The organism is Alphaproteobacteria bacterium LSUCC0719 (genome assembly GCA_040839025.1).
In the GTDB taxonomy this organism is placed as follows: Bacteria; Pseudomonadota; Alphaproteobacteria; order Puniceispirillales; family Puniceispirillaceae; genus UBA8309.
Genome location: JBFPJN010000001.1, coordinates 213,023 through 234,693, shown reverse-complemented (window position 1 = coordinate 234,693; position 21,671 = coordinate 213,023). Strand labels below are relative to the sequence as shown.

Below are 21,671 nucleotides of genomic sequence, written 5' to 3'. Positions count from 1 at the left end.
GATACGGCCTCGGTCATTTGCGAAGCAGGAATTCGCGCCCTGATTTGACGCATGGTTTCCCGTCATAGGAGATGATGTCGGCGGTGGCATAGGTTTCCGACCAGATCTGCGGCAGATAGGACCCGGTGCCAATCACATCGACAGGTGCCTTGGCAAAGGAAAACATGCGGCATTTGTCAGGCCCGAACCCGCTTGATGCCACAATCCGCGCCTTGGTGAAGCCCTGCGCGTCCAGCGTTTCACGAAGATACCAGACAGCCGCCACGCTGACACCGGTGCCCATCAGATGCTTCAATTCGGCATCCGTGCGATAGCCGCGGGTGGCATAGGGGACATGCCGGTCGAGAACGGCGTAGGACTCCGGTGTGTCCAGTCCCTCGACGAACCGGCCGCCATGCGTATCAAGACGAAACGCCAGCTGACCGCTGGCGGCAAGGTCGGGAAATCTGTTGGCGACTTCCAGCGCATCGCTGATTTCCCGTCCAAAATAATCCACCAGCACGGTCAGCGGCGCGTCCGGCGCCATCTCGTGAAACATCTCGGCGGCCCGCAGCGTGGATCCGGCATAACCGACAAGCGCATGCGGCATCGTGCCCATGCCACGTTCCTGACCAAAAAACATTGCAGTGGCGTCCGTCGACGATCCGATAAAACCACGCGCGCCAGTCTTGGCATTGGCTTTTTTCGAGCCGACTGACGCGCCATAGGCCATGAGTTCGGCCATGTCAGACCCGGCACAGTGGCGCGCGTCCATGGCAAGAAAGGCAACATCGGGAAGTTCGACGCACATGTTGTAGGCGTTGTAGGCGGCAACACAGCACCCGCCAAGGCGCTGCAGAAAGATGGTCTCCAGATCAACCAGCGCGGCAAACGGGCCGCGAAGGTAACACAGCACCTCGCCGGCACCGACCCAGGCACCCTCGACATGTGGCTGGTCGACCTCGATGGTGACATTGCGGTGCCGTGCCATGGCCTGAAGCCATCCGATCGCAAGCTGGCCGGCATATGTCACCGGTCGCCGCATGAATACGGCATACTCGACCTCGCAGTCGCCATTTGCCTCGACGATGCGACGGGTATTGCGAAAATAGGTATCGGTCAGCCCCGGCTGTTCTTCCGGTGACGGACCGCTGCTGTCAAAATCGGCCATTTCTGATCTGCCCTGTCGGCGGTCCCGCAGACCACCGGTTTGAGGGAACTACCACATGTTACTTTCAAACCGCCTCGGACAGGCCCATGCCACCGTCACGCCGCTGCTTCAACAGATCGGCAATCAGGAACGCCAGCTCCAATGCCTGCACGCCATTCAGACGCGGATCGCAATGGGTATGATACCGGTCACCAAGACGTGCCTCGGTCACTTCGACAACACCGCCGACACACTCGGTCACATTCTGGCCGGTCATCTCGAAATGGACACCACCGGGATAGGTGCCGACCTCGTCATGAGCGTTGAAAAAGCCCCTGACTTCGGACATGACATCGCTCACATGGCGGGTCTTGTAACCGCTGCTCGCCTTGACGGTATTGCCATGCATCGGATCACAGCACCAGACCACCTTGGCACCTGATGCCTTGACCGCCTTCAGAAGCGGCGGCAGACCGGACCGCACCTTGTCGGCACCCATACGGGCAATCAATGTCAGCCGTCCCGGCACATTATCCGGATTGAGGATTTCAATGAGACGGACCAGTTCGTCCGGATCAAGGCTTGGCCCGCATTTCAGACCGATGGGATTGCCAATGCCACGCATATATTCGACATGCGCGCCATCAGGCTGGCGCGTACGGTCGCCAATCCAGATCATATGCGCCGAGGTGGAATACCAGTCCTTTTCATCGGTGATGGTATCACGGCGCGTCAACGCCTGTTCATAGTTCAGAAGCAACGCCTCGTGACTGGTGTACAGATCGGTCTCGGCAAGCGGCCGGGCGGTTTCCGGCGTAATGCCGCAGGCCCGCATGAAATCAAGGCTTTCCTGAATACGACCGGCCAGTTCCTGGAACCGTTCCGCCTCCGGCGTACCCTGCAGGAATTCCGTGACCCAGCTGTGAACCTTGGTCAGATCGGCAAGACCACCCTGTGCAAAGGCCCGCAACAGGTTCAGCGTCGCCGCGGATTGTTCATAGACGCGCAGCAGCCGCTTTGGATCCGGGATACGCTCGCCGGCGGAAAAGCCCATCGCGTTGATCATGTCGCCACGATAGCTCGGCAACTCGACACCGCCGATTGATTCAACAGGCGATGACCTTGGCTTGGCAAACTGACCGGCAACGCGGCCAACCTTGACGATCGGCATCGACGCGCCAAAGGTCAAAACCACGGCCATCTGCAGGATGATTTTGAAGGAATCACGAATGTTGTCGGCAGAGAATTCGGCAAAGCTTTCCGCGCAGTCACCCCCCTGAAGCAGGAAGGCACGACCTTCGGCAACCTCGCCAAGCTTGCGCTTCAGGCTTTGCGCCTCACCGGCAAAAACAAGTGGCGGCATCGCAGCCAGTTTGTCTTCAACAGTGGTCAGTTTTGCCGAGTCCGGATATTCCGGAACCTGCTGGATCGGGTGGTCACGCCAACTGTCGGGCTGCCAGGTCATGGGACATCATTCCTTGTTCAACTTGGGCACAGGGCGGCACCTGATCCTTTGTCAACATGGATCATGCCCTGAACAGCCCCACATAATGGCCAAATATCAATGTTTTTCAAGATTTTTTGCGGCTATGCGCGTGGCGTGCGCATGGTAACGAATTCCTCTGCTGCGGTCGGATGGATACCGATCGTGGCATCGAAATCCGCCTTGGTCGCGCCGGCAATTATCGCCACACCGATACCCTGCATGATTTCACCGGCATCCGGCCCCAGCATATGTGCGCCGACAACCCGGTCTGACGCTGTCTCGACGACAAGCTTCATCAACGTCTTTTCAGACCGGCCAGAGATGGTGTTTTTCATTGCATTGAAGCGGCTGACGAAGATCGTAACCTCACCAAATTGTGACCGTGCCTCCTGCTCGGTCAGACCGACCGAGGCAATTGGCGGCTGGGTAAACACGGCGGACGGGATGTTGGCATGCGTCACCTGACGCGGACGCCCGCCATAGAGGCTGTCGGCAAGGGCATGGCCTTCCGCAATCGCCACCGGCGTCAGCGCCACCCTGTCGGTGACATCGCCAACAGCATAGATCGAATCGACCTCGGTCTGCGATGTGGCATCGACCGGCACTTCACCATGCGGCCCCAGCGCAACGCCCGCCTCTGCCAGCCCGAGGCCGGAACTGTTGGGGCGGCGACCGGTGGCGGCCATGACCTGATCAACGACAATGTCGGCACCGTCACTCAGGGTGACCGTTTTCGGGCCGTCCGGCTGCGCCGTCACACCGGTCACTGTGCAACCGGGATGAAGAATGATCCCCCGCCCTGACAGGGCCGTCGCTATTTCCTGCCGGATATCGTCATCAAAGCCGCGAAGCGGCAGGTCCGCCCGGTAAACAAGATGCGTCTCGATACCAAACCCATTGAAGATGCTGGCAAATTCAACCGCAATATACCCGGCACCATAGACCAGCACCCGATCCGGCCTGACAGCAAGATCAAGCGCCTCATTCGAGGTTATTGCGTGTTCAGCCAATCCCGGCACGTCGGGAATGTGCGGCCAGCCACCGGTCGCGACAAGGATCCGCTCGGCGGTCAGAAGGCGGTCACCAACCATGACCTCATGCGGCCCGGCAATGGTGCCGCGGCCTTCGATCAGCTCGACACCTGCATTGGTCAGCAGCGACCGGTAGATGGCCTCAAGCCGGTCGAGTTCACGGTCCTTGGCTTCGATCAATGCCGGCCAGTCATGACCGTCAACCGCAACCTGCCAGCCAAACCCCACCGCATCGGCAGCCTCTGCTGAAAATGCCGAGCCGTACATCAGCAGCTTTTTTGGCACACAGCCGCGGATCACGCAGGTGCCGCCGGGACGACTTTCCTCGATCACGGCGACACGCGCGCCATGCCCGGCCGAAATCCGCGAGGCGCGGACACCGCCGGAACCGGCGCCGATAACAATCAGATCATAATCAAAGGACATGGGACGGGACTTTCGCGGGACATTGCTTTACGCCCCTAACCTAATCCGCATCACACTTTATGCAAGGGGCGGCAGCAGGTTCGACAGATCAGCGCCGCGGCCATGGCCGGGCGTGCCATCGTCAGACGATCTCGCGATCAACAACCGGCATGACATCAGGCAGGCCAATGCCGCGCCTGACAAGCAATGTCGCCGCCAGCTGGGCAAAATCCATCATTTCGCGATAGATCGCTTCCGGCGTCGCATCCCGAAGACCGACCCGTTTGAACACAGTGACGGTGGCTTCACCGGAACAGACACCATAGGGGCACATCGCGGTGGCAATGGTGTCTTCAAGAAGCAGCATGGTGAGAAAGGACGCACGTAATGGCCCGCTGCCATCCCGGGCGGCCGTCGCATAGATGAAGGCTGTCAGATCATCATCGAGAAGCTCAAGCTGTACGACGGGCCCTGTCTCGCCCTCGATCATCCAGCGGCGCTGCGACAGCGCTGTCACCATACATGGACCCGAGTCCGGCGGGTTCTGGACAAGCTCGTTCATCCGGGCCTTGATTGATCTGCGCATTCAAAAATCCTCTGGGTCAGCCCGATAATCGCTGGCTGATTTCACCACATTGTTACCATGCGTTAACTTACTGTTAACGATAATTTTTACCTTGGCCTCTGCATCATCCTATTGGTTGATATGAAAGGATGAAACCCAATACGCCGATCATGTGGCCCTGGACTGTGCGCCCTGTTGTATGGGCTTGATATCACGGATATGGTGCATTCTGACCTGTTCTGTGTGTTCTCGACAAAGGCGCTCTGTATGACCGAATCAGCCTCCTCACCTGCCGGAAACTTGTTGTGGTCGCCCGCGCCGGACGCCAGCACCACAAGCCAGGTTGCGGATTTTGCCAGCTTTGTGGCCGCGCGCACTGGCATGGACTGGCAGGGCGATTTCCAGAAACTGTGGCGCTGGTCAGCCGACCGGAATGTTGCTTTCTGGGATCTGTTCTGGGACTGGCACGGCGTTGTCGGCGACAAGGGCCAGCGGCTGATCGAGCATGAACATGCGATGCCGGGTGCAAGGTTCTTTCCCGACGCATCACTGAACTATGCCGAAAACATGCTTGCCAACGCCGATGGCAGGCTGGCGCTGTCGGCACATTACGAAGATGGCAGACATGTCAGCCTGACACGCCGGCAGTTGAAGGACCGTGTCATGCGCCTTGCCGGATGGATGCAGGCGCATGGCATCACAAAAGGCGACAGGGTGGCCGCCTATATTCCGAATATTCCCGAAGCGGTAATCGCGATGCTGGCAACGGCGGCACTTGGCGGCATTTTTTCCAGCTGTTCGCCTGATTTCGGGGTCGGCGGGGCCAGCGACAGGTTTGGCCAGATTGAACCCAAACTTCTGATTGCCTGTGATGGCTATCACTATGCCGGCAAGAGATTTGACCGGCTTGATCTGGTGCGCGATCTGGCGGCATCCATGCCCTCGCTTGAACAGTGTCTGATCATTCCGTTTCTTGATGACCATCCCGATCTTTCCGGTCTGCCATCGGCCCGCCTGTTCGCCGAGGCCGAGGACCATGCGCCCCTGTCATCCTTTGTCCGTGTCGGGTTCAATGACCCGCTCTACATACTCTATTCAAGCGGCACCACCGGGGCACCGAAATGTATTGTTCACGGCGTTGGCGGAGTGACGTTGCAACATGCAAAGGAACTTCGTCTTCACAGCAATCTGACGCCGGATGACAGGCTGTTCTTCTTCACCACCTGTGGCTGGATGATGTGGAACTGGATGGTGTCGGGACTGATGGTGGGCGCGCCGGTGGTCACCTATGAGGGCAATCCCTTCCATCCCGGACCGGAACGGCTATGGGAAATGGCGGAAGCGGAAGGGCTGACGCATTTCGGCGTTTCGGCGAAATATGTCGATGCCGTGCGGAATGCCGGGTTTGCGCCGGGCCGGGCTCTCGATCTGTCGCGACTGCGGGTGATGATGTCGACAGGATCACCGCTGTCTGCTGACGCCTTTTCCTTTATCTATGAAGAGGTCAGTCCCGATCTGCAGCTTGCGTCGATTTCCGGCGGCACCGACCTGATTTCCTGCTTTGTACTCGGCACCCCGACACAGCCCGTCTTTGCCGGCGAAATCCAGACACGCGGCCTTGGCATGGCTGTCGAGGTTCTGGATGACGATGGCAGACCTGTGACAGGACAGCAGGGTGAGCTGTGCTGCATGAAGCCCTTTCCGTCGATGCCGGTGCAGTTCTGGAACGATCCCGACGGCGCCAAATACAGAGCCGCCTATTTCGAGCATTTCGAGGGGGTCTGGCGGCATGGTGACTGGGCAACCCTGACCGCACGGGGCGGCTTGATCATTCATGGGCGCTCGGACGCCACTCTCAATCCGGGAGGTGTTCGCATCGGCACTGCCGAAATCTATCGCCAGGTCGAGGCCTTTGACGAAATCGAGGAGGCGCTTGTTGTCGGGCAAAGCTGGCAGAATGACGTTCGTGTGATCCTGTTTGTGCGCATGGCCGACGGCACGACTCTGGATGACGACCTTGCCGCCGCCATCAAGGCCCGTATTCGCAGCGGCGCAACACCCCGCCATGTGCCCGGTCATATCATCGCCGTACCTGACATTCCACGCACGCGATCAGGCAAGATCACGGAGCTGGCGGTCCGCGACATCATTCATGGTCGACAGGTCAAGAATACCGAGGCGCTGGCAAATGCCGAGGCGCTGGCGCATTTCAGGGATCTGCCACAACTTGCCGAGTAGTGTACCCCTACAGCCCCTGGCGGATCAGAGTCTGCACGGCGCTGCTGTTGGCATAGCGCTTTCGGTTCTGGCGGTAATTGGGAAGCGCCATCATCAATTGCGCCGTTTCCGACTGTTTCAGCGCGGCATCGTCGTGCAAATCATCCAGTTTCGCCGCGGCACAGATGTTGGCAAGATAGGTGTGAGACGCCCCCACCCGGTCGGCAATCAGCCGGTATTTCGATTTTGACCCAACCGGCCATTTTTCCCGAAGAATCGTCATCACAACGAAGTTAACTTCGCTACCCCAGGTGGCGGCGACTGCCTGTTCGGCCAGGAATGCCGCGCCGATGGCGGTCATCGCCAGCATCGTATCGGGGTCATCCGACATGGCCTCGCCCTGGTCATGGTCAAGCCAGTGACCAAGCAGATTGATCCGGTCCGCTGCATCCAGCCCCATCAGGCGCGGATGCGCTGCCCCGTCAAATTCTGACGGGTCGATATCGATAATGTCGGATTCACCCATCAGGCGAAGCAGGGTTGTTGGCATGGCGCGGCCTCCTGAAACCAGACTAGACACCGATAGGCTTTTAGGCACCATCGCATCGACTGGCAACCGCTTCCTGTTTTCAGGCGTCCGACACTATGTCGGCGCGGGATTGTCTGGCGCGGACAAATTCCCGCCAGGCAATGAACAGGCAGCTGCCCATCACCACGACGCCGCCGACAATTTCAACAGGTGACATAATCTCGCCGAACATCATGAACGCCACCAGGGCGGCAAGCGGGATCTGCAGATACCGCATCGAGGAAATCACCACCGCCTCGGCATATTTATAGGCCGATGTGATCGACAGCTGCAGCCCTGCCGCCACCGCGCCAAGAAGAATCAGATCGTACAGAACCGGCTGGCTGACCATCATCGGCACATCCGGCACAAGAAAGGCCAGCATGGTAAGAAGCACCGCACCGCTGCCATTATACCAGACGGCAACACTGAACGGATGGTCGGCCTTGCCGAGCCGCCGCAACAGGATCGCCAGCACGGCGCTGGCCAGCGCGCCGGCAACACCGAACCCGACACTTGGCGAAAACCCGCCAACGAAGGGGTCTGTCAGCAGGATGATCCCGATCATGCCGGTGACGACCGCACTCCAGCGATATATGCCGATCACCTCGCCAAGCAACAGCGGCGACAGGATGGTGATGAAGATCACCGAACTTTGCAGCAACGCGGTCGCCTGACCCAGCGGCAACAGCCTGATCGAGGTGAACCAGCATGCCATGGCAACACACCCGAACCCGATCCGGACAATCAGTGTGCGCCGCGCATTGATCTGCAGAAACGATTTGCCACGCACAAGAACCGTCAGCAACAGCAACAGTGGCACGGAAAAGATGAAGCGATACATCAACAGCGTTATCAGGGGAATGCCGTCACCAATCAACTTGACGATCAGCCCCGTTCCCACGCCGAACATAACCGTCATGAGGGTCAGCAGAATACCGATAAAGGATCGCGGAAGAAGCACCGGAACATCCATATGTATGGACTGTCGAGATTACGGGCATTGCGTCATAAAAACCATCGCAGAATCTATCCGCGTGCCGAAAAAGCACGGTTTTAACCATTGGTGTCACTTTACTTCGCCGCCACCATCCCCATTTATCAGAAGGTGACAGTTCGGCGGCAGCGTCGTGACCTGCGCCGGACACAGCCATATGACCAACGTCATACGACCAACGTCATGCGACCAACGCCATCGGCCAGGAGACCGTCATCCCATGCGTAAATCCACATTTGCAGCCGCCGTTGCGGCAATTGTAATTGGCATATCAGCCATGTCTGCAACCGCCGGTGTGATCGAAGACCGGAAAGCCAATTTCAAGGCCAACAATATCTCGATGCGCACCATAGGCGCGGCGCTGGCCGCCGATGATTTCGATACCGTGGCAAGTGAAGCCGAAAAAATCGCCGCCTGGGCGATGATCATGCCTGATTATTTCCCGGAAGGCAGCGGCGAGGGCACCAGCGCAAAGCCGGCAATCTGGTCCAACTTCGCCGGGTTCAAGGCAGCAGCCAAAGCCAATTATGACGCCGCAAAGGCTGTTGTTGCCGCCGCGGGCCAGCAGGATGCCGCCCAGACCGGGGACGCGTTGCAATCACTCGGCGCCACCTGCAAGGCATGCCACCAGAGCTTCAAAAGCTGGTAGGCCCCGCCGCATCGTCTGATTACCAGGCAGGGCGCAGCAATGGCAGCATATGTGCCGCCAATTGCAACCCTGCCATCAGCGCCAGTCCGACCACCAGCCTGTGACGGCTGATCCGGCTGTCGGGGCCGACGATCCGGCCCGGTGCCTCGCTGGCACGGCCAGTCACCATGGCGGCTGTCAGGTTTACCTTCTTGCCGAATTTATAGACCAGAATGGCAACAAGGTGCATGACCACCAGAATGATCAGCGCCAGCTTGCCGAGATGATGGACCTTGGTGACCGTCCCGGATTGGGCCGGCACCAGATGCGCCAGCGGCCCGTCAAACAGAATGCCGTCAGTCGAAAACATGCCGGTCATGGCCATGAACCCGGTGACCAGCAGCAATGCCAGTACGGACAGCGCCGCCAGCGGCGAATGCCCTGCCTGACGAGGGGCTGACCAGTCCGACGGTTTGCGAAGCCAGGCCAGCACCGCCAGGGGCGTTTTGACAAAATTGGCAAATCTGGCGTGGTGGCCGCCCATAAACCCCCACAGCAACCTGAAGGCAACAAGTGCCAGAACGGTCAGACCGGAGCGTTCATGGATATCCATCCGTCCCATATTTGCCGTTATCACATTGGTGATCACGGCTGCCATCAGACCCCAGTGGAACAGCCGCAGCGGCAGATCCCAAACCAAGAGCCTGTCCTGAGATGTTTCAGACATGCGCGCCTCCCCTCTCTCGAGATCAAAGACTTAGCAGATTAAACAATTTAGCAAACTGCCTGCGATCGTCTTTTGGTTCCATTGGCCCCTGTTGGCCAGCTCCACTGCCACTGCTATCCTGCACAGCATGAGCAGAATGCAGCAAATGCTGTTTCACGATGCCGGTCATGGCGAAGGCGGCGCGCTCGACGCGCTCGCGGCCCGTGATGCCGATATTGCCCGTATCCTCGCCGCCTATGGCCCGCCGCCAGACAGGTCACTGCCAGCATCCTACGACACGCTGGCACGCGCCATCGTCGGCCAGCAGGTCTCGCGGGCGGCGGCGGCGGCCATTCTGGGCAAAATGCGGGCGCAGGATCTGACCAGCATTGAAAATGTTGCCAGAATGACGCCGGACCGGATGATGACAGCCGGGCTGTCACGCCGGAAGGCGGAATATCTGATCGGCCTCGCCGACGAAATTGTCAGCGGGCGTCTTGATCTGGCAAGTCTGGCAACCATGCCCGGAGATGCAGTGCAGCAGCGCCTTGTCAGGCTGCGTGGTGTCGGCGCATGGACAGCCGACAATTTCAGGCTTTTTGCGCTTGCCGACATGGATGCCTGGCCGGCCAATGATGTGGCCTTGCAAGAGGCGATGCGGCGTTTGAAATCATTGCCGACACGCCCTGCCCCCGCGGCGATGGAAGAGCTGGCACAGCCCTGGCGGCCCTATCGGGGCGCGGGCGCGCTGGTGTTGTGGCATCTGTATGCCATCGAGGTTCGCAAGGTCACCGTTGCCGACATCTAGCCGACCCTAGCCGAACAGATCGCCCTGCCCGTCTTGCGGCACCCTGGCGCCGCTGCGTTCGGCGGCGAGCGCGGCGTCATCCAGCGGCGTCACCAGTTCAGGATGATCCTGTGCGACCCGGCCGACAGCCGGTCCGACCCGGTACCAGTTGAACCAGCTTGCCGGGGCGGCGACACACAGTTCGGCGGCATCCGCCCCCGTCCCTGTCAGCCAACGCTGCCATCTGTCGGGCGACAAGACCAGCGGTTGCCGATGATGTATCGAGGCAAGATCGCCATTCGCAGCGCTTGTCATAATGACGAACCTGTCCTCATTGCCGCGCCGCACCAACAAGCCGCCAAACGCCATCACGCCGCCATCGGAAAGCTGAACATGCCAGGGCGTCTTGGGGGCCGACCATTCATACCATCCGCTGGCGACGACCAGACAACGACGATTCATGAAGGACTCCCGAAAAGTGGGCTTCTCGGCAACCGTTTCCATTCGTGCATTGATCAGGAAACTGCGGCCCTCGCCGGCCGGTGGCAGACCCCAGGGGACAGACCGCGCTTCAGGCTGAAGTCCGGTCTGGGCAATGACAAGCGCGGGTTGCGACGGGGCCACATTCCATCGTGGCCGCAGATTGTCCATCACCGTGACGCCGAACAGACGCATCAGTTCTTCAGGCGATGCCGTGCTTGTGAAACGGCCACACATGCTCAGGCCCCGTGAAATGAAACTTGCTTCGACCCTTTTATCAAATTCCCGTCGGAAAGCGAGGGGGCATGCATCTGCCGATATCGAGCGCATGGTTAATCACGATACGCGCCTGATGGATATGATCATGGGCATCCTTCGGTGGCGACCTTCGGAGATGAAATTCGGTGGCACTGACAGGCAAGCTGCGCTACACCCGCGTCACTGTATTTTCACAAGGATAACAGGCAATGTCCGGGACAGGCCGGGAACGGCAGACACAATGCCTAGATGTATCGCCATCGGCTCTGGAGGCGGGTGCCGCGATGCTTGCGAATGGGGGCCTCGTCGCCTTTCCAACCGAAACCGTCTACGGGCTGGGTGGGGACGCCTGCAACGCCGAAGCCGTTGCCGCCATCTTTGCCGCCAAGGGTCGCCCTGCCTTCAACCCGTTGATCAGCCATGTCGATACTGCGGAACACGCATTTGCACTGGGTGTTGAAACACCGGCGGCACGCGCACTGGCCGACCGTTTCTGGCCCGGACCGTTGACACTGGTGCTGTCACGACAGCCCGATTGCCCGATTGCCCGTCTGACAAGTGCCGGTCTCGACAGCATCGCCATTCGTGTGCCGGCAAGTGACGCCGCACGCCGGATGCTGTCGATTTTTGGCGGCCCGGTGGCCGCGCCAAGCGCCAATCCGTCAGGCCGCATCAGCCCGACACGCGCCGCGCATGTCATGGCTGGATTGGCCGGCAGGGTCGATATCATTCTTGACGGGGGGCGCTGTGACAGCGGCGTTGAATCAACCGTCGTCGATTGCAGTGGCGACAAGGCGGTCATATTGCGGCCCGGCGGCATTACGCGTGAAGAACTGGCAGCATGCCTTGTCATATCGGGTCTGGAACTGGCAACAACGATACCGGCATCCGAGTCCGGCCAACCCGCCAGCCCCGGAATGCTGGCAAGCCATTATGCACCCCGCGCCGCACTGGAAATGAATGTCACACATGCCAAACCCGGCATGGAACTGATCGGCTTTGCCGATATTCAGGGAGACGGGACGGAAAAGATCAATCTCAGCCCGACAGGTGATCTTGTCGAGGCCGCCGCCAATCTGTTTGAGATGCTGCATCGGGCCGATGCCCATGACAGCACGATCATCGGCGTGGCGCCCATTCCCACGGATGGAATTGGTGAGGCCATCAATGACAGGTTGCGCCGCGCGGCGGCACCCCGCACAGACGCATACAAAGACGCATAACAGAGTCGTCCGCGGCGTTGCGTCGGTTGTCGTCACGCCACCGACGGGGCTATGATGGCGTTCCAAATCCGAAGGAGACACCCACCTTGTCCACAGATCTGATCAAAGGCCTTCATAATATCGTCGGTGACGCCGGGCTGAAAACCGACAGCGCCGAGACGTCGTCATTTCTGACCGACTGGCATGGCCAGTATCATGGCCAGGCGCTTGCCGTTGTGATGCCCGACACGACGGATCAGGTTTCACAGGTGATGGCCTTTGCCGATGCGCATGACATCGTGGTCGTGCCACAGGGTGGCAATACCGGATTCATGGGAGGGGCCACGCCTGACGAGACGGGCCACAGCATCGTTCTGTCACTGCGGCGGATGAACCGCATACGCGAGATCGATCCCACCAACATGTCTATGATAGTCGAAGCGGGGTGCGTTCTGCAAACGCTGCATGAAGCCACCGAGGCAGAGGGCCTGTATTTCCCGCTGAATCTCGCCGCCAAGGGAAGCTGCACCATTGGCGGGAATCTGGGCACCAATGCCGGCGGTCTGAACGTCGTGCGCTATGGCACCACGCGTGACCTGACACTTGGTGTCGAGGTTGTTCTGATGGGAGGGCGCGTGCTGAACCTTCTCAGCGGATTGCGCAAGGACAATACAGGCTATGACCTTCGGCATCTTTTCGTTGGCTCCGAAGGCACACTTGGCGTGATCACTGCCGCCACCATGAAGCTGTTTCCGCAACCTGCTGCACGCGCCACCGCCTTTGCTGAAGTTCGTGATGTCGAAGCGGCAGTGCAGCTGCTGCACCGGCTTCAGGCGGCTTCAGGCGGCGGTGTTGAGGCGTTTGAACTGATCCCGGCCGATATTCTGCATGTTGTGTTTCGGCATTTTCCCAACATCCCGCAGCCGCTTGCCACCCGCGGCGCGATGAATGTGCTGATGGAAATCGCCAGCACCAATCCGGCCAGCGGCATGGCCGATGAAACAGGTCAGGCACCGTTGCAGACAATTATTCAGGATACGCTGGCCAGCGCCTTTGAAGATGGGCTGGTGCTTGATGCCACCATCGCCGCCAGCGAAGCGCAGCGCCGCGCATTGTGGGATGTTCGCGAGATGGCGCCGGAGTCGCACAAACTGTCAAAGGCGGTGGCCCGGTCCGACATATCGCTGGCACAGTCCTCGCTCGCGCCCTTCTATGCCGAAATGGTGGACGGGGTGAAAGCCATTGACCCCAATCTGTGGATCTGTGGATATGGCCATATCGGCGACGGCAATCTGCATTTCAATCTTGTGGCAGACGAACGAAGCAACAGTGACTTCGACGTGAAAAAAGCGGATCTGTACGACCTGATCTATGACAAGGTCGCCAAATATGGCGGATCCATAAGTGCCGAACATGGCATTGGCCAGACAAAACGCGCGCAGCTTGCCAAGGTCAAGGCCCCGGAAGTGCTTGATGTGATGAGAGCCATCAAGGCGTCGATCGATCCAAAAAATTTGATGAATCCGGGTAAGATGATCTGAGCAGCACAGCACCTGTCAGCGCATCCCGGCGGCAAATCCTGGAGACTTTCATGCCAAAGCCACAATCATCAGAGGCGGTTCTTGCCTTCTGGTTCGAGGAAAGCACACCTGCGCAATGGTACAAGAAGGATCCCGCATTCGATGACGCCATCCGCGACAGGTTTGAAACAACCGTTGTGGCGGCACTGGCCTCGCGGCTGGATGGCTGGGCGGACAATGCGGCGGGGTGTCTGGCGCTGATCCTTGTGCTTGACCAGTTCACGCGCAACATCTATCGCGACACCCCGCAGGCATTTTCGGGCGATGACATGGCGCTGGCGTTGAGCCTTCGCTGTGTCGACCGGGATTATCTGGCCCATGATGACGCGGCATGGCGACAATTCATGCTGATGCCAATGATGCACAGCGAGGATCTGGCCATTCAGGAAATGTCGCTGCCACTTTTTGAACGGCTGACCGGCCCGTTGACCCATGAATATGCAGTGAAGCACCGCGACATTATTGCGCGCTTTGGCCGCTTTCCGCATCGCAACGCCATTCTTGGGCGGCCGTCGCGTGACGAGGAAATCGAATTTCTGAAACAGCCCGGGTCGTCATTCTGAAGCCTGTCAGGCGTCCGCACGAAGTGTGGCCAGCGCGTCGATTGCCTGCTGCAGGGTGACGTTGGCGACATCGTCCTGCCTGACCCATCCAGCCCGCGCGCCAACGGGCGCCGACATTGACGGGTCGGTATCACCACCCATCACCATCAGGGTGGCCACGCCAGTCCTTGCCGCCAGAAAAACCGGACCTGTATCATTGCCAATGACAGCATAGGCCTTGCGGAACAGGTCAGCCAACGCATCGAGGCTGGTTTGCCCAACCAAATCAAGACAGTCCGGAGCGTCACCAAGCACCGCATCGGCAGCCTCGCGGTCCGCAGCTGTGCCAACAATCACCACTTTGCGGCCCTCGGCGAGAAAGCTGTTTGCCAGTGCCGCATAGGACGCTGCCGGCCATCGTTTGCTTGGCTTTGCTATCGAGCATCCTGGAACGAGAATGACCGCATCCCTGCCGTCATGAGCTGCGCCGCCGCCAGATGCAAGCCAGTCAAGAGACGCCCGCGCATCTGCATCCCCGCCCGCCATCGCAATGGCCACCCTCATTCTGTCAGCGTTGTTCACGCCGGTGAAATCCGGATAGGGGTCGCTGGCACCAGCTGCGGTACCAAACCAGCGCGTGTCGGACGAGACCAGGAATTGATGATAGCGGGCCGTTCGCCGGCTGCATTGCAAGTCGACAACCATATCCCAGCCGGACTGAAGAAAGCGGCGCATGCGAAACAGCTGAGGCAGATTGATCACCGATGCGCGGGGATCTTCAACAACTTCGTCGAACCAGGGTGTCCGTCGTGAAAAAGCAGCAAAGGCGGGCGATGTCAGCAGCGTTATGTGGGCATCCGGCCTGCCGACCCGCAAACCGGCAAAGGCGTCGAATCCCTGGACCAGATCGCCAAGGGCACCATGCTTGATCACCAGAATACGCTGCTCGTTCACCCGGAGACCTTTCATCAATTTTTTTGATAATAAGCTCTGCAAACACGCAAAGTCTTTCATCTTGCCAAGGCTGTAGCATAGACTGGCCATATTCCGCCATCAATCATGCCATCAGGACCACGACGCTTCATGCCATCTGCCACGCCAGCGCCGACAGCCTCACTTGCCAATATCACGCCGCTACCGCGGATTGATATCCTGCTGCCGTCGAAGGAACGTTTTGGCCCGGCGAATGCCGGCGCCATTTCCGGTGTTGTGCTGGACCAGATCCGAAGCAGCGCCACACCGGCCTGTTTCCGCATTGTCGGCACAGCTGTCGACCAACCATTCGACGATACTGTCTTTCTTGGACTTCACCCCCGCCATCAATGGCTTCATGGCAGCAATATAGGCCTCGCTGCGGCCTATCTGCATGCGCTGCGGGACGCCCCGCCGCCCGACCTCGTCGAGGTTCACAGCAGATGCCATGTTGCCGCCTATCTGAAAGCCAGGCGCCCGGACATGCGCGTGGCGCTCTATCTTCACAATGACCCCCGTGAGATGAAAGGAAGCCGAACGGTATCGGATCGGCGCAAACTGCTTTCCAGCCTGTCGGCGGTGATCTGCGTCAGTGACCATATCCGGGATTGTTTCCTCGACGGAATTGCCGATGCGGGAGAGCTTGCCAGCAAAGTGGCAACGGCACGTAATGGCGCCACAAGATGGCTGAAGGCACCAGCGGCAAAGGAGAAGATGATCCTGCTTGCAGGCCGGATGGTTCCCGAAAAGGGCATTCTGGAATTTGCCCAGGCACTGGCAAAGGTGATGCCGGATCACCCTGAGTGGGACATTGTGATCGCCGGCGCACGCCGCTTTGAGGACAGCGCACCGGGAAGCTATGAAGGCCAGATTGCCAAGGCGCTCGAACCACTTGGCACACAGGCTCGGATGACAGGATTTCTGCCGCTGGAACAGGTCCATGAGCTGCAGCAGAAAGCGGCCATTATCGCCTGCCCGTCAATCTGGCATGACCCGATGCCAAAGGCGGTGTTGGAGGCACTTGCCGCCGGAAGCGCGCTTTTGACAACGCGACGCGGCGGCATTCCCGAGGTTGCCGAGGGACGGGCCCATATTGTCGATACGCCCGATGTGCAGGGGTTTGCAGATGCACTTGGCAAACTTGTCAATGACGACGACTATCGCACAATGCTGCAGCAGCGGGCATGGAGCGATTTTCCGTTCACCGCGGACCAGATGGCGGCCGACGCCGATTCCATCAGAGCCACCGCGCTGATATCAAAGGCTGGTTCCTGAAATGACAGCGTGGCATGGCACTGTGAAATAGTGACGGCGGATGGACTTGGCGCAAAAAACACGCTAGCTGTTATGACTGTCCTGTGGGAGTGAAAGCTGAATGCTATTCAATCACATGTTGCGCGTTCTTATACTTCTGATTCTGGGTCTGGGCTGGTTCAGCGTGTCATTCGCTGCCGAAGGTGAGATCAGTTTCGAGGCTGACAGTGTTGCAATCAATGAAGAGGACGGGAGCCTTTTCGCCACCGGCAATGTGATCATGAAGCAGGCCGGGATGACCCTTTCAGCTGATGAGGTCAGATACAACAAGAACGAAGACCGGGCTGTCGCCAACGGCAATGTCGTTTTCGTCGAAACCAACGGGACAACACATAAATCCGATGTGATGACACTGGACAGCGAGTTTACCCACATCATTGCCGAGACGCTGCGCACCCGCAATCCTGACGGGTCATTCTTCACCGCCAAAGATGGTGACATCAAAACGGAGAGCCTGTCGATTTTTGATGCGTCGCGGTTCAGCGCCTGCAACTGCGATTTTGAAAACGGCGAAACACCCATCTGGGACCTAAGGGCGACATCAACCAGACATAATGTCGAGACCAAGACGATCGTGCATCGGAACGTGCGGATGCACATCATGAATGTGCCGATTGGCTATCTTCCCTATCTCGCGCATCCAGACTGGACGGTGCGGCGGCAAAGCGGCTTCCTGACGCCGACGTTCTTGCTAAACACCGATCTTGGGTTCACGTCCTCAATACCCTATTTCATGGTCATCGACGATACGCGCGACGTAGAATTTACGCCCTTCATCTATCAGCGTCGCGGCAAGGCGCTGCGAACACGTTACCGTCAATATTGGGACAGGTCCGAACTTGGCGTCAGCCTGTACACGGCGTCTGTTGAAACCTACAAGAAAAATCGCGAATCCGTCGCGGCGATTGATGCCGGTTATGGGGCACGAATTGGAAACGGGTGGGATGTGAAGGCCCGACTGCGCCGCGCAAGCCAGGATACATTCATGCGCCGCTACAAGTTCAACGGCGACACCAAACTTCAGTCCGATGTGGTGGCTGAACGGCTGAGGCGAGATCGCTATTACCGTGTTGAAGTATCGGATATCCAGGGTTTGAACGCAGCCGATACCCCGGACCGTGAACCAACAATCCTGCCGCATGTTGTCTATGAAAAGATCACACCCGGCCTGCGCCCCGGACAAAGACTGAAAACCGAAATCACCGCCATTCAGGTGGACAATGATGATGGCCACAACATGTCAAGATGGACGGGCAATATAGAGCTGCGCGACGAAATCAGGACCGGACGCGTCGTTACCGACCTGAAGGCAGCCGCAATCGGCGCCCATTACAGCATTCAGAAAAAACCGGCAGCCGCCACCACAAAGACCGATGATATCAGCCGCCTGACGCCACTGGTGTCAGCAGGCTGGCGCGTGCCAATCGCGGTCAGCACGCGCAATCGCTCGACAATTCTCGAGCCTCGCTTGCAATTTGTGCATGTCGGCGGCCTCAACAAGACCGACGACATTCCAAACCGTGATTCTGCCGACTACCGCATCGACGAAGGCAATCTTTTCCTGCTGAACCGCTATCAGGGTTATGACTACCTGCAACCGGGTTCACGCGCCGATATGGGCGTTTCAGCAATTGCCAGAGATGCCATCCTCGGTGATGTCACGGGCTTTGTCGGCGCCAGCTATCGCCTGTCAGGAAAAGCCTCCAAAGGACTCGCGGTCAATGAACGTGACGCTCTGTCGGACATTGTTGCGAGCCTGTCCGTCAACCCGGACCTGCCCGTTTCGGCATCTTGGGCCGGACGCATGGCCTCGAATGACCTGGAACTGAACGAATCGCGGACGAATATCACCGGCAGCTATGGAAAATTCGGCTATACCGTCGAACATCAGCAGCTGGCCCAATCATACTTTGCAAGCGCCGCGTCCAATCTTGAAGAACTCAAACTGACCATGTCATATGACCTTCCAAAAGGATGGACAGTGAAGGGCACGCAGGTCTGGGATCTGTCAAACGGACGCAGCAAACGCGATTCCGCCACGGCCGCTTTGCAGTGGACCGGTGGTCTTCAGGACTGTCTGACCTTTACGCTTGATTATGACCGCGATCTCGAAGCCGACCGGGATATTTCAGGCAATGAACAGTTCATGCTGACGATCAATTTCAAATATCTTGGATCCATCACACAAAAAGATATCTGGAAGACAAATTCACCCTGATCCAGCCAGCCCAGTCCGATGCTGATTGCCTGTGTTTAACCCGGCGGCGTTCCAGACCAGCTCAGTCATCGGGGATCAACCGCTTGCCAAACAGATGGACATCATCAACCGCATAGCCCAGCTGGTTGTAAAAGGCACACACCGCTTCATTGTCCTTGCGCACACAGAGATTTACCTTGGGACAGCCCTGGTCCACCAGAAAGGCCTCTGCCTGACGCATCAGGTGCGCACCGAGGCCAGTTCGCTGCCATGCGGCCGCCACGGCGAGATAATTGATGCTGCCGCGGTGCCCATCATATCCAATCATGACCGAGGCAATGACATCATCGGCGACATCATCGGCGACATCATCGGCCGATGTCGCAACCCAGAAAGCACCATTGCGATCCGCAAGCTTGCGCAGGATATCCCGATGCGGGTTGTTCCAGGCTCTTATCAGGCCACACTCGTCCCAGAGCGCGACCACGGCATCGGCATCTTCTGGCTGAAAATTCCTGACCACAAAAAGGGGATCACTCATGCCTCTTTCCGGCCCGTCGATGCTGCTGTCATTTCATAGGTTATCCAGTCTGAACGCACTGCCAGCCGGTCATACAAACTACGGGCACGGTAGTTGTTGTCCCGGGTGATCCACCTGACAATATCCCATCCCCGCACTGCCGCAATGGTATCGATTTCACGCAGCAGTGTTTCTGCAGCGCCACTTCCCCGATGCTCCGGATCGACAAAAAGATCGTCAAGAAACCCCACCTCGGCCCCCCGCAATGGCGACGGCATGGCCCGTATATGCGCAAGACCAACAAGATCACCCGACGCTGTCTGGGCAACGAGGCCTTCGCATACATGCACGGGGTCAAGCAGCCACCCAAAGAAGGTCTGCAGCTTCGCATCATCCGTGGCAACGCTATAAAAATCAGCATAGCCGCGATACAGGCGCTCCCATCCGGCATGGTCAGCGGCCTCTACCGGTCTGACAGTGATCATGGTTTCAGTCTCCTGTGACTCAGTCGCCCAATGGTAATTCAGTCGCCCGATGGCAAGGGGGACGCCGCAATTCGGCAGGTTGCACACGCAGGACCGGACGGTGACATGCACCCGGCAGGACGTCAATGTCCGCCACGCATCTGCACAGGATTGCGAACACAACTGAACGATTTCTTTACAAATTTGAAGATAATCCGGTTCTGAAGCCGGAATTGTTTTTGGTCCGCCATCCACACTCTGACCTGACACAAAGTCCAGCCAGATCATCAGATCAGGGCCTGCCGATCCAGACTGATGATGCTGGATCGACAGTGTGTTTGCAGACCTGCCTGGCTGTTGGCAGACCTACTGGCCTTCGCCAAGCGCAGCTTCCGCCGCCATATGCTCAGCGATCGCGGCATCGGTCTGGGCATTATGCTCCTCGATATATTCGATGGCCTGTTCAAGGTCAGCCGTGGAGATTCCTTCCCAGGCAGCTTCCGTCGCAGCTCTTGCGGCCTCGTCAATATCGACAGAGGCCAGAGCCGCCGACACCTCCTCCTTGGTTGCTTCGATATGCTCTTCGGTTATGCCGCGCGCGAGGTCAGAGGCATCAGGCGCATTGGTGCCAAGCTGTTCACCGGCAGCATCTGCAATGATATCCATCATCTGTTCCTTGGACTTGCCACGCACACCTGTCAGTGGAACAAACACCACATCCTCGCCGATAACGACAAAGATATTGGATCCGCTTACTCCGGCTTTCTTGCCATCCCCAAACAGGCCACTGCTTTTCGACCTGGCAATAATGGCCTCTTTCTGGTCTGGCGAGGCGCCGGCATAGACCTGACCATCGCTCGACAACACCTCTCCCGATTTCAATGTCAGGGCATTGGCTCTACCAGATGTGACGACAGTGAACAGAGGGGCAATCGCGAACAGGAGACATACTAGTCTGATCATCCTACCGCCCCCCATTCAACAGCCGTCGGCGGAGCCAGGCCCACCGGCACATTTTTGCGCATGGGCTGCCTCAAAGGCGGCTTCATAGCTTGCTTCGGCGGCCGCCACCTCGGCAGCATTGTCGATATCCACCGTGGCAATCGCCAGCGTGGCCTCGGTCAGTGCCTCGGCCATGGCAGGGTCGCCTGCGGCGTCCTCGGCAATCTGCGCCGCGATCTCGGCTGTCACCGGATCATTGGCCAGTTCGTTGAGACGCTCCATTGTTTCTGGATCGATGCTGCCCTCGCTGGCAATGATCTTCGCTGTGGTATCCGCCATCAGGGTATCGACAATACGGTCCTTGATGACCTTGGTAATGCCTTCCTTGGACTTGCCCTTGATATCTTTCAACGGCACAAAGACAAGCTCATCCTGCACAACAACATAGACGCTGCTTCCCTGAACGCCGGATTTCTTGCCCTCGGCGCCGAACCAGCCTGTTTCCTTTGACTTTGCGATCAGGGCTTCCTGCTGTTCGGGGCTGGCACCGTCATAGACCTGCCCGTCCGAGGACAGAACCTGCCCTGATTCCAACGTCAATGCGGCGGCACCGTGAGTGAGCCCAAAGATCAGGAGAGCTGTGAAATAGGCACATCGTAATTTGCTCATTTTCAATATCCT

At 58.5% G+C, this 21,671-nt stretch carries 21 protein-coding genes; 8 read left to right on the top strand and 13 right to left on the bottom strand.

The features are described 5' to 3' along the window. Positions 1-13: 13 nt before the first annotated feature. The 4 genes from AB3X55_01080 to AB3X55_01065 all read right to left on the bottom strand — a co-directional run bounded on the left by AB3X55_01080 (position 14) and on the right by AB3X55_01065 (position 4,637). Positions 14-1,150, bottom strand: coding sequence for a nicotinate phosphoribosyltransferase (locus tag AB3X55_01080; GenBank protein MEX0502171.1), 1,137 nt, complete (start codon positions 1,148-1,150; stop codon positions 14-16). A gap of 64 nt (positions 1,151-1,214) precedes the next feature. Then, positions 1,215-2,594: a class II 3-deoxy-7-phosphoheptulonate synthase gene (locus tag AB3X55_01075; protein MEX0502170.1), complete on the bottom strand. Its 1,380-nt coding sequence runs from the start codon at positions 2,592-2,594 to the stop codon at positions 1,215-1,217. A gap of 122 nt (positions 2,595-2,716) precedes the next feature. Continuing rightward, positions 2,717-4,072, bottom strand: a complete 1,356-nt coding sequence (gene gor / locus AB3X55_01070) for a glutathione-disulfide reductase (GenBank protein MEX0502169.1) — start codon at positions 4,070-4,072, stop codon at positions 2,717-2,719. A 121-nt stretch (positions 4,073-4,193) separates the two neighbouring features. Next, positions 4,194-4,637 (bottom strand): hypothetical protein, encoded by a 444-nt coding sequence (locus AB3X55_01065; protein MEX0502168.1) that lies wholly within the window; start codon positions 4,635-4,637, stop codon positions 4,194-4,196. A 246-nt stretch (positions 4,638-4,883) separates the two neighbouring features. Here AB3X55_01065 and AB3X55_01060 point away from each other — a divergent pair, with 246 nt between their 5' ends. Further along, the gene (locus AB3X55_01060) at positions 4,884-6,854 is read left to right on the top strand and encodes an acetoacetate--CoA ligase (protein ID MEX0502167.1); all 1,971 of its coding nucleotides are present in this window, start codon (positions 4,884-4,886) and stop codon (positions 6,852-6,854) included. 7 nt (positions 6,855-6,861) lie between these two features. Here the strand turns inward: AB3X55_01060 and AB3X55_01055 are convergent, their stop codons facing one another. Continuing rightward, positions 6,862-7,383 carry a hypothetical protein gene (locus AB3X55_01055; GenBank protein MEX0502166.1) on the bottom strand — a complete coding sequence of 174 codons (522 nt, stop codon included), beginning with the start codon at positions 7,381-7,383 and terminating at the stop codon, positions 6,862-6,864. Positions 7,384-7,462: 79 nt separating this feature from the next. Beyond that, the gene (locus AB3X55_01050) at positions 7,463-8,365 is read right to left on the bottom strand and encodes a DMT family transporter (GenBank protein ID MEX0502165.1); all 903 of its coding nucleotides are present in this window, start codon (positions 8,363-8,365) and stop codon (positions 7,463-7,465) included. A gap of 253 nt (positions 8,366-8,618) precedes the next feature. Between AB3X55_01050 and AB3X55_01045 the strand changes: the two genes are divergently transcribed. After that, on the top strand, positions 8,619-9,047 hold the full coding sequence (locus tag AB3X55_01045) for a cytochrome c (GenBank protein ID MEX0502164.1): 429 nt from the start codon (positions 8,619-8,621) through the stop codon (positions 9,045-9,047). Between the two features lie 19 nt (positions 9,048-9,066). Here the strand turns inward: AB3X55_01045 and AB3X55_01040 are convergent, their stop codons facing one another. Continuing rightward, a complete protein-coding gene (locus tag AB3X55_01040) occupies positions 9,067-9,753 on the bottom strand; it encodes a cytochrome b/b6 domain-containing protein (protein MEX0502163.1) in 687 nt (228 codons plus the stop codon). A gap of 145 nt (positions 9,754-9,898) precedes the next feature. On the opposite strand from AB3X55_01040, the gene AB3X55_01035 reads away from it, so the two are divergent. After that, positions 9,899-10,540, top strand: a complete 642-nt coding sequence (locus AB3X55_01035) for a DNA-3-methyladenine glycosylase (GenBank protein ID MEX0502162.1) — start codon at positions 9,899-9,901, stop codon at positions 10,538-10,540. 6 nt (positions 10,541-10,546) lie between these two features. On the opposite strand, the gene AB3X55_01030 is transcribed toward AB3X55_01035, so the two are convergent. Next, positions 10,547-11,236, bottom strand: a complete 690-nt coding sequence (locus AB3X55_01030) for an SOS response-associated peptidase (GenBank protein ID MEX0502161.1) — start codon at positions 11,234-11,236, stop codon at positions 10,547-10,549. Between the two features lie 230 nt (positions 11,237-11,466). Between AB3X55_01030 and AB3X55_01025 the strand changes: the two genes are divergently transcribed. The 3 genes from AB3X55_01025 (at position 11,467) to AB3X55_01015 (ending at position 14,602) form a co-directional block, all read left to right on the top strand. Next, entirely contained in the window at positions 11,467-12,480 is a 1,014-nt protein-coding gene (locus AB3X55_01025; GenBank protein MEX0502160.1) for an L-threonylcarbamoyladenylate synthase, read from the top strand. Positions 12,481-12,566: 86 nt separating this feature from the next. Continuing rightward, positions 12,567-14,000 (top strand): FAD-binding oxidoreductase, encoded by a 1,434-nt coding sequence (locus AB3X55_01020; GenBank protein MEX0502159.1) that lies wholly within the window; start codon positions 12,567-12,569, stop codon positions 13,998-14,000. 50 nt (positions 14,001-14,050) lie between these two features. After that, a complete protein-coding gene (locus AB3X55_01015; GenBank protein MEX0502158.1) occupies positions 14,051-14,602 on the top strand; it encodes a DUF924 family protein in 552 nt (183 codons plus the stop codon). A gap of 6 nt (positions 14,603-14,608) precedes the next feature. Here the strand turns inward: AB3X55_01015 and AB3X55_01010 are convergent, their stop codons facing one another. Next, positions 14,609-15,550 (bottom strand): glycosyltransferase family 9 protein, encoded by a 942-nt coding sequence (locus AB3X55_01010; GenBank protein ID MEX0502157.1) that lies wholly within the window; start codon positions 15,548-15,550, stop codon positions 14,609-14,611. A 114-nt stretch (positions 15,551-15,664) separates the two neighbouring features. Here AB3X55_01010 and AB3X55_01005 point away from each other — a divergent pair, with 114 nt between their 5' ends. Both AB3X55_01005 and AB3X55_01000 read left to right on the top strand, forming a co-directional pair. Beyond that, positions 15,665-16,828, top strand: a complete 1,164-nt coding sequence (locus AB3X55_01005; GenBank protein ID MEX0502156.1) for a glycosyltransferase family 4 protein — start codon at positions 15,665-15,667, stop codon at positions 16,826-16,828. A gap of 100 nt (positions 16,829-16,928) precedes the next feature. After that, complete coding sequence (locus AB3X55_01000) at positions 16,929-19,085, top strand: LPS-assembly protein LptD (protein ID MEX0502155.1); 2,157 nt, start codon at positions 16,929-16,931, stop codon at positions 19,083-19,085. 61 nt (positions 19,086-19,146) lie between these two features. Here AB3X55_01000 and AB3X55_00995 read toward each other — a convergent pair whose 3' ends face one another. The 4 genes from AB3X55_00995 to AB3X55_00980 all read right to left on the bottom strand — a co-directional run bounded on the left by AB3X55_00995 (position 19,147) and on the right by AB3X55_00980 (position 21,659). Next, positions 19,147-19,605 carry a GNAT family acetyltransferase gene (locus tag AB3X55_00995; GenBank protein ID MEX0502154.1) on the bottom strand — a complete coding sequence of 153 codons (459 nt, stop codon included), beginning with the start codon at positions 19,603-19,605 and terminating at the stop codon, positions 19,147-19,149. Beyond that, on the bottom strand, positions 19,602-20,069 hold the full coding sequence (locus tag AB3X55_00990; protein MEX0502153.1) for an N-acetyltransferase family protein: 468 nt from the start codon (positions 20,067-20,069) through the stop codon (positions 19,602-19,604). The genes AB3X55_00995 and AB3X55_00990 overlap by 4 nt, the downstream gene beginning before the upstream one ends. A 345-nt stretch (positions 20,070-20,414) precedes the next feature. Then, entirely contained in the window at positions 20,415-21,011 is a 597-nt protein-coding gene (locus tag AB3X55_00985) for a hypothetical protein (GenBank protein ID MEX0502152.1), read from the bottom strand. Between the two features lie 15 nt (positions 21,012-21,026). Then, positions 21,027-21,659 carry a hypothetical protein gene (locus AB3X55_00980; protein MEX0502151.1) on the bottom strand — a complete coding sequence of 211 codons (633 nt, stop codon included), beginning with the start codon at positions 21,657-21,659 and terminating at the stop codon, positions 21,027-21,029. Positions 21,660-21,671 lie beyond the last annotated feature (12 nt).

Bases quoted from the DNA above. Each gene is read 5' to 3' on its own strand.
- AB3X55_01080 (MEX0502171.1), bottom strand. From the start codon at position 1,150: ATGGCCGATTTTGACAGCAGCGGTCCGTCACCGGAAGAACAGCCGGGG.
- AB3X55_01075 (MEX0502170.1), bottom strand. From the start codon at position 2,594: ATGACCTGGCAGCCCGACAGTTGGCGTGACCACCCGATCCAGCAGGTT.
- gor (MEX0502169.1), bottom strand. From the start codon at position 4,072: ATGTCCTTTGATTATGATCTGATTGTTATCGGCGCCGGTTCCGGCGGT.
- AB3X55_01065 (MEX0502168.1), bottom strand. From the start codon at position 4,637: ATGCGCAGATCAATCAAGGCCCGGATGAACGAGCTTGTCCAGAACCCG.
- AB3X55_01060 (MEX0502167.1), top strand. From the start codon at position 4,884: ATGACCGAATCAGCCTCCTCACCTGCCGGAAACTTGTTGTGGTCGCCC.
- AB3X55_01055 (MEX0502166.1), bottom strand. From the start codon at position 7,383: ATGCCAACAACCCTGCTTCGCCTGATGGGTGAATCCGACATTATCGAT.
- AB3X55_01045 (MEX0502164.1), top strand. From the start codon at position 8,619: ATGCGTAAATCCACATTTGCAGCCGCCGTTGCGGCAATTGTAATTGGC.
- AB3X55_01040 (MEX0502163.1), bottom strand. From the start codon at position 9,753: ATGTCTGAAACATCTCAGGACAGGCTCTTGGTTTGGGATCTGCCGCTG.
- AB3X55_01035 (MEX0502162.1), top strand. From the start codon at position 9,899: ATGCTGTTTCACGATGCCGGTCATGGCGAAGGCGGCGCGCTCGACGCG.
- AB3X55_01030 (MEX0502161.1), bottom strand. From the start codon at position 11,236: ATGTGTGGCCGTTTCACAAGCACGGCATCGCCTGAAGAACTGATGCGT.
- AB3X55_01025 (MEX0502160.1), top strand. From the start codon at position 11,467: ATGTCCGGGACAGGCCGGGAACGGCAGACACAATGCCTAGATGTATCG.
- AB3X55_01015 (MEX0502158.1), top strand. From the start codon at position 14,051: ATGCCAAAGCCACAATCATCAGAGGCGGTTCTTGCCTTCTGGTTCGAG.
- AB3X55_01010 (MEX0502157.1), bottom strand. From the start codon at position 15,550: ATGAAAGGTCTCCGGGTGAACGAGCAGCGTATTCTGGTGATCAAGCAT.
- AB3X55_01005 (MEX0502156.1), top strand. From the start codon at position 15,665: ATGCCATCTGCCACGCCAGCGCCGACAGCCTCACTTGCCAATATCACG.
- AB3X55_01000 (MEX0502155.1), top strand. From the start codon at position 16,929: ATGCTATTCAATCACATGTTGCGCGTTCTTATACTTCTGATTCTGGGT.
- AB3X55_00995 (MEX0502154.1), bottom strand. From the start codon at position 19,605: ATGAGTGATCCCCTTTTTGTGGTCAGGAATTTTCAGCCAGAAGATGCC.
- AB3X55_00990 (MEX0502153.1), bottom strand. From the start codon at position 20,069: ATGATCACTGTCAGACCGGTAGAGGCCGCTGACCATGCCGGATGGGAG.
- AB3X55_00985 (MEX0502152.1), bottom strand. From the start codon at position 21,011: ATGATCAGACTAGTATGTCTCCTGTTCGCGATTGCCCCTCTGTTCACT.
- AB3X55_00980 (MEX0502151.1), bottom strand. From the start codon at position 21,659: ATGAGCAAATTACGATGTGCCTATTTCACAGCTCTCCTGATCTTTGGG.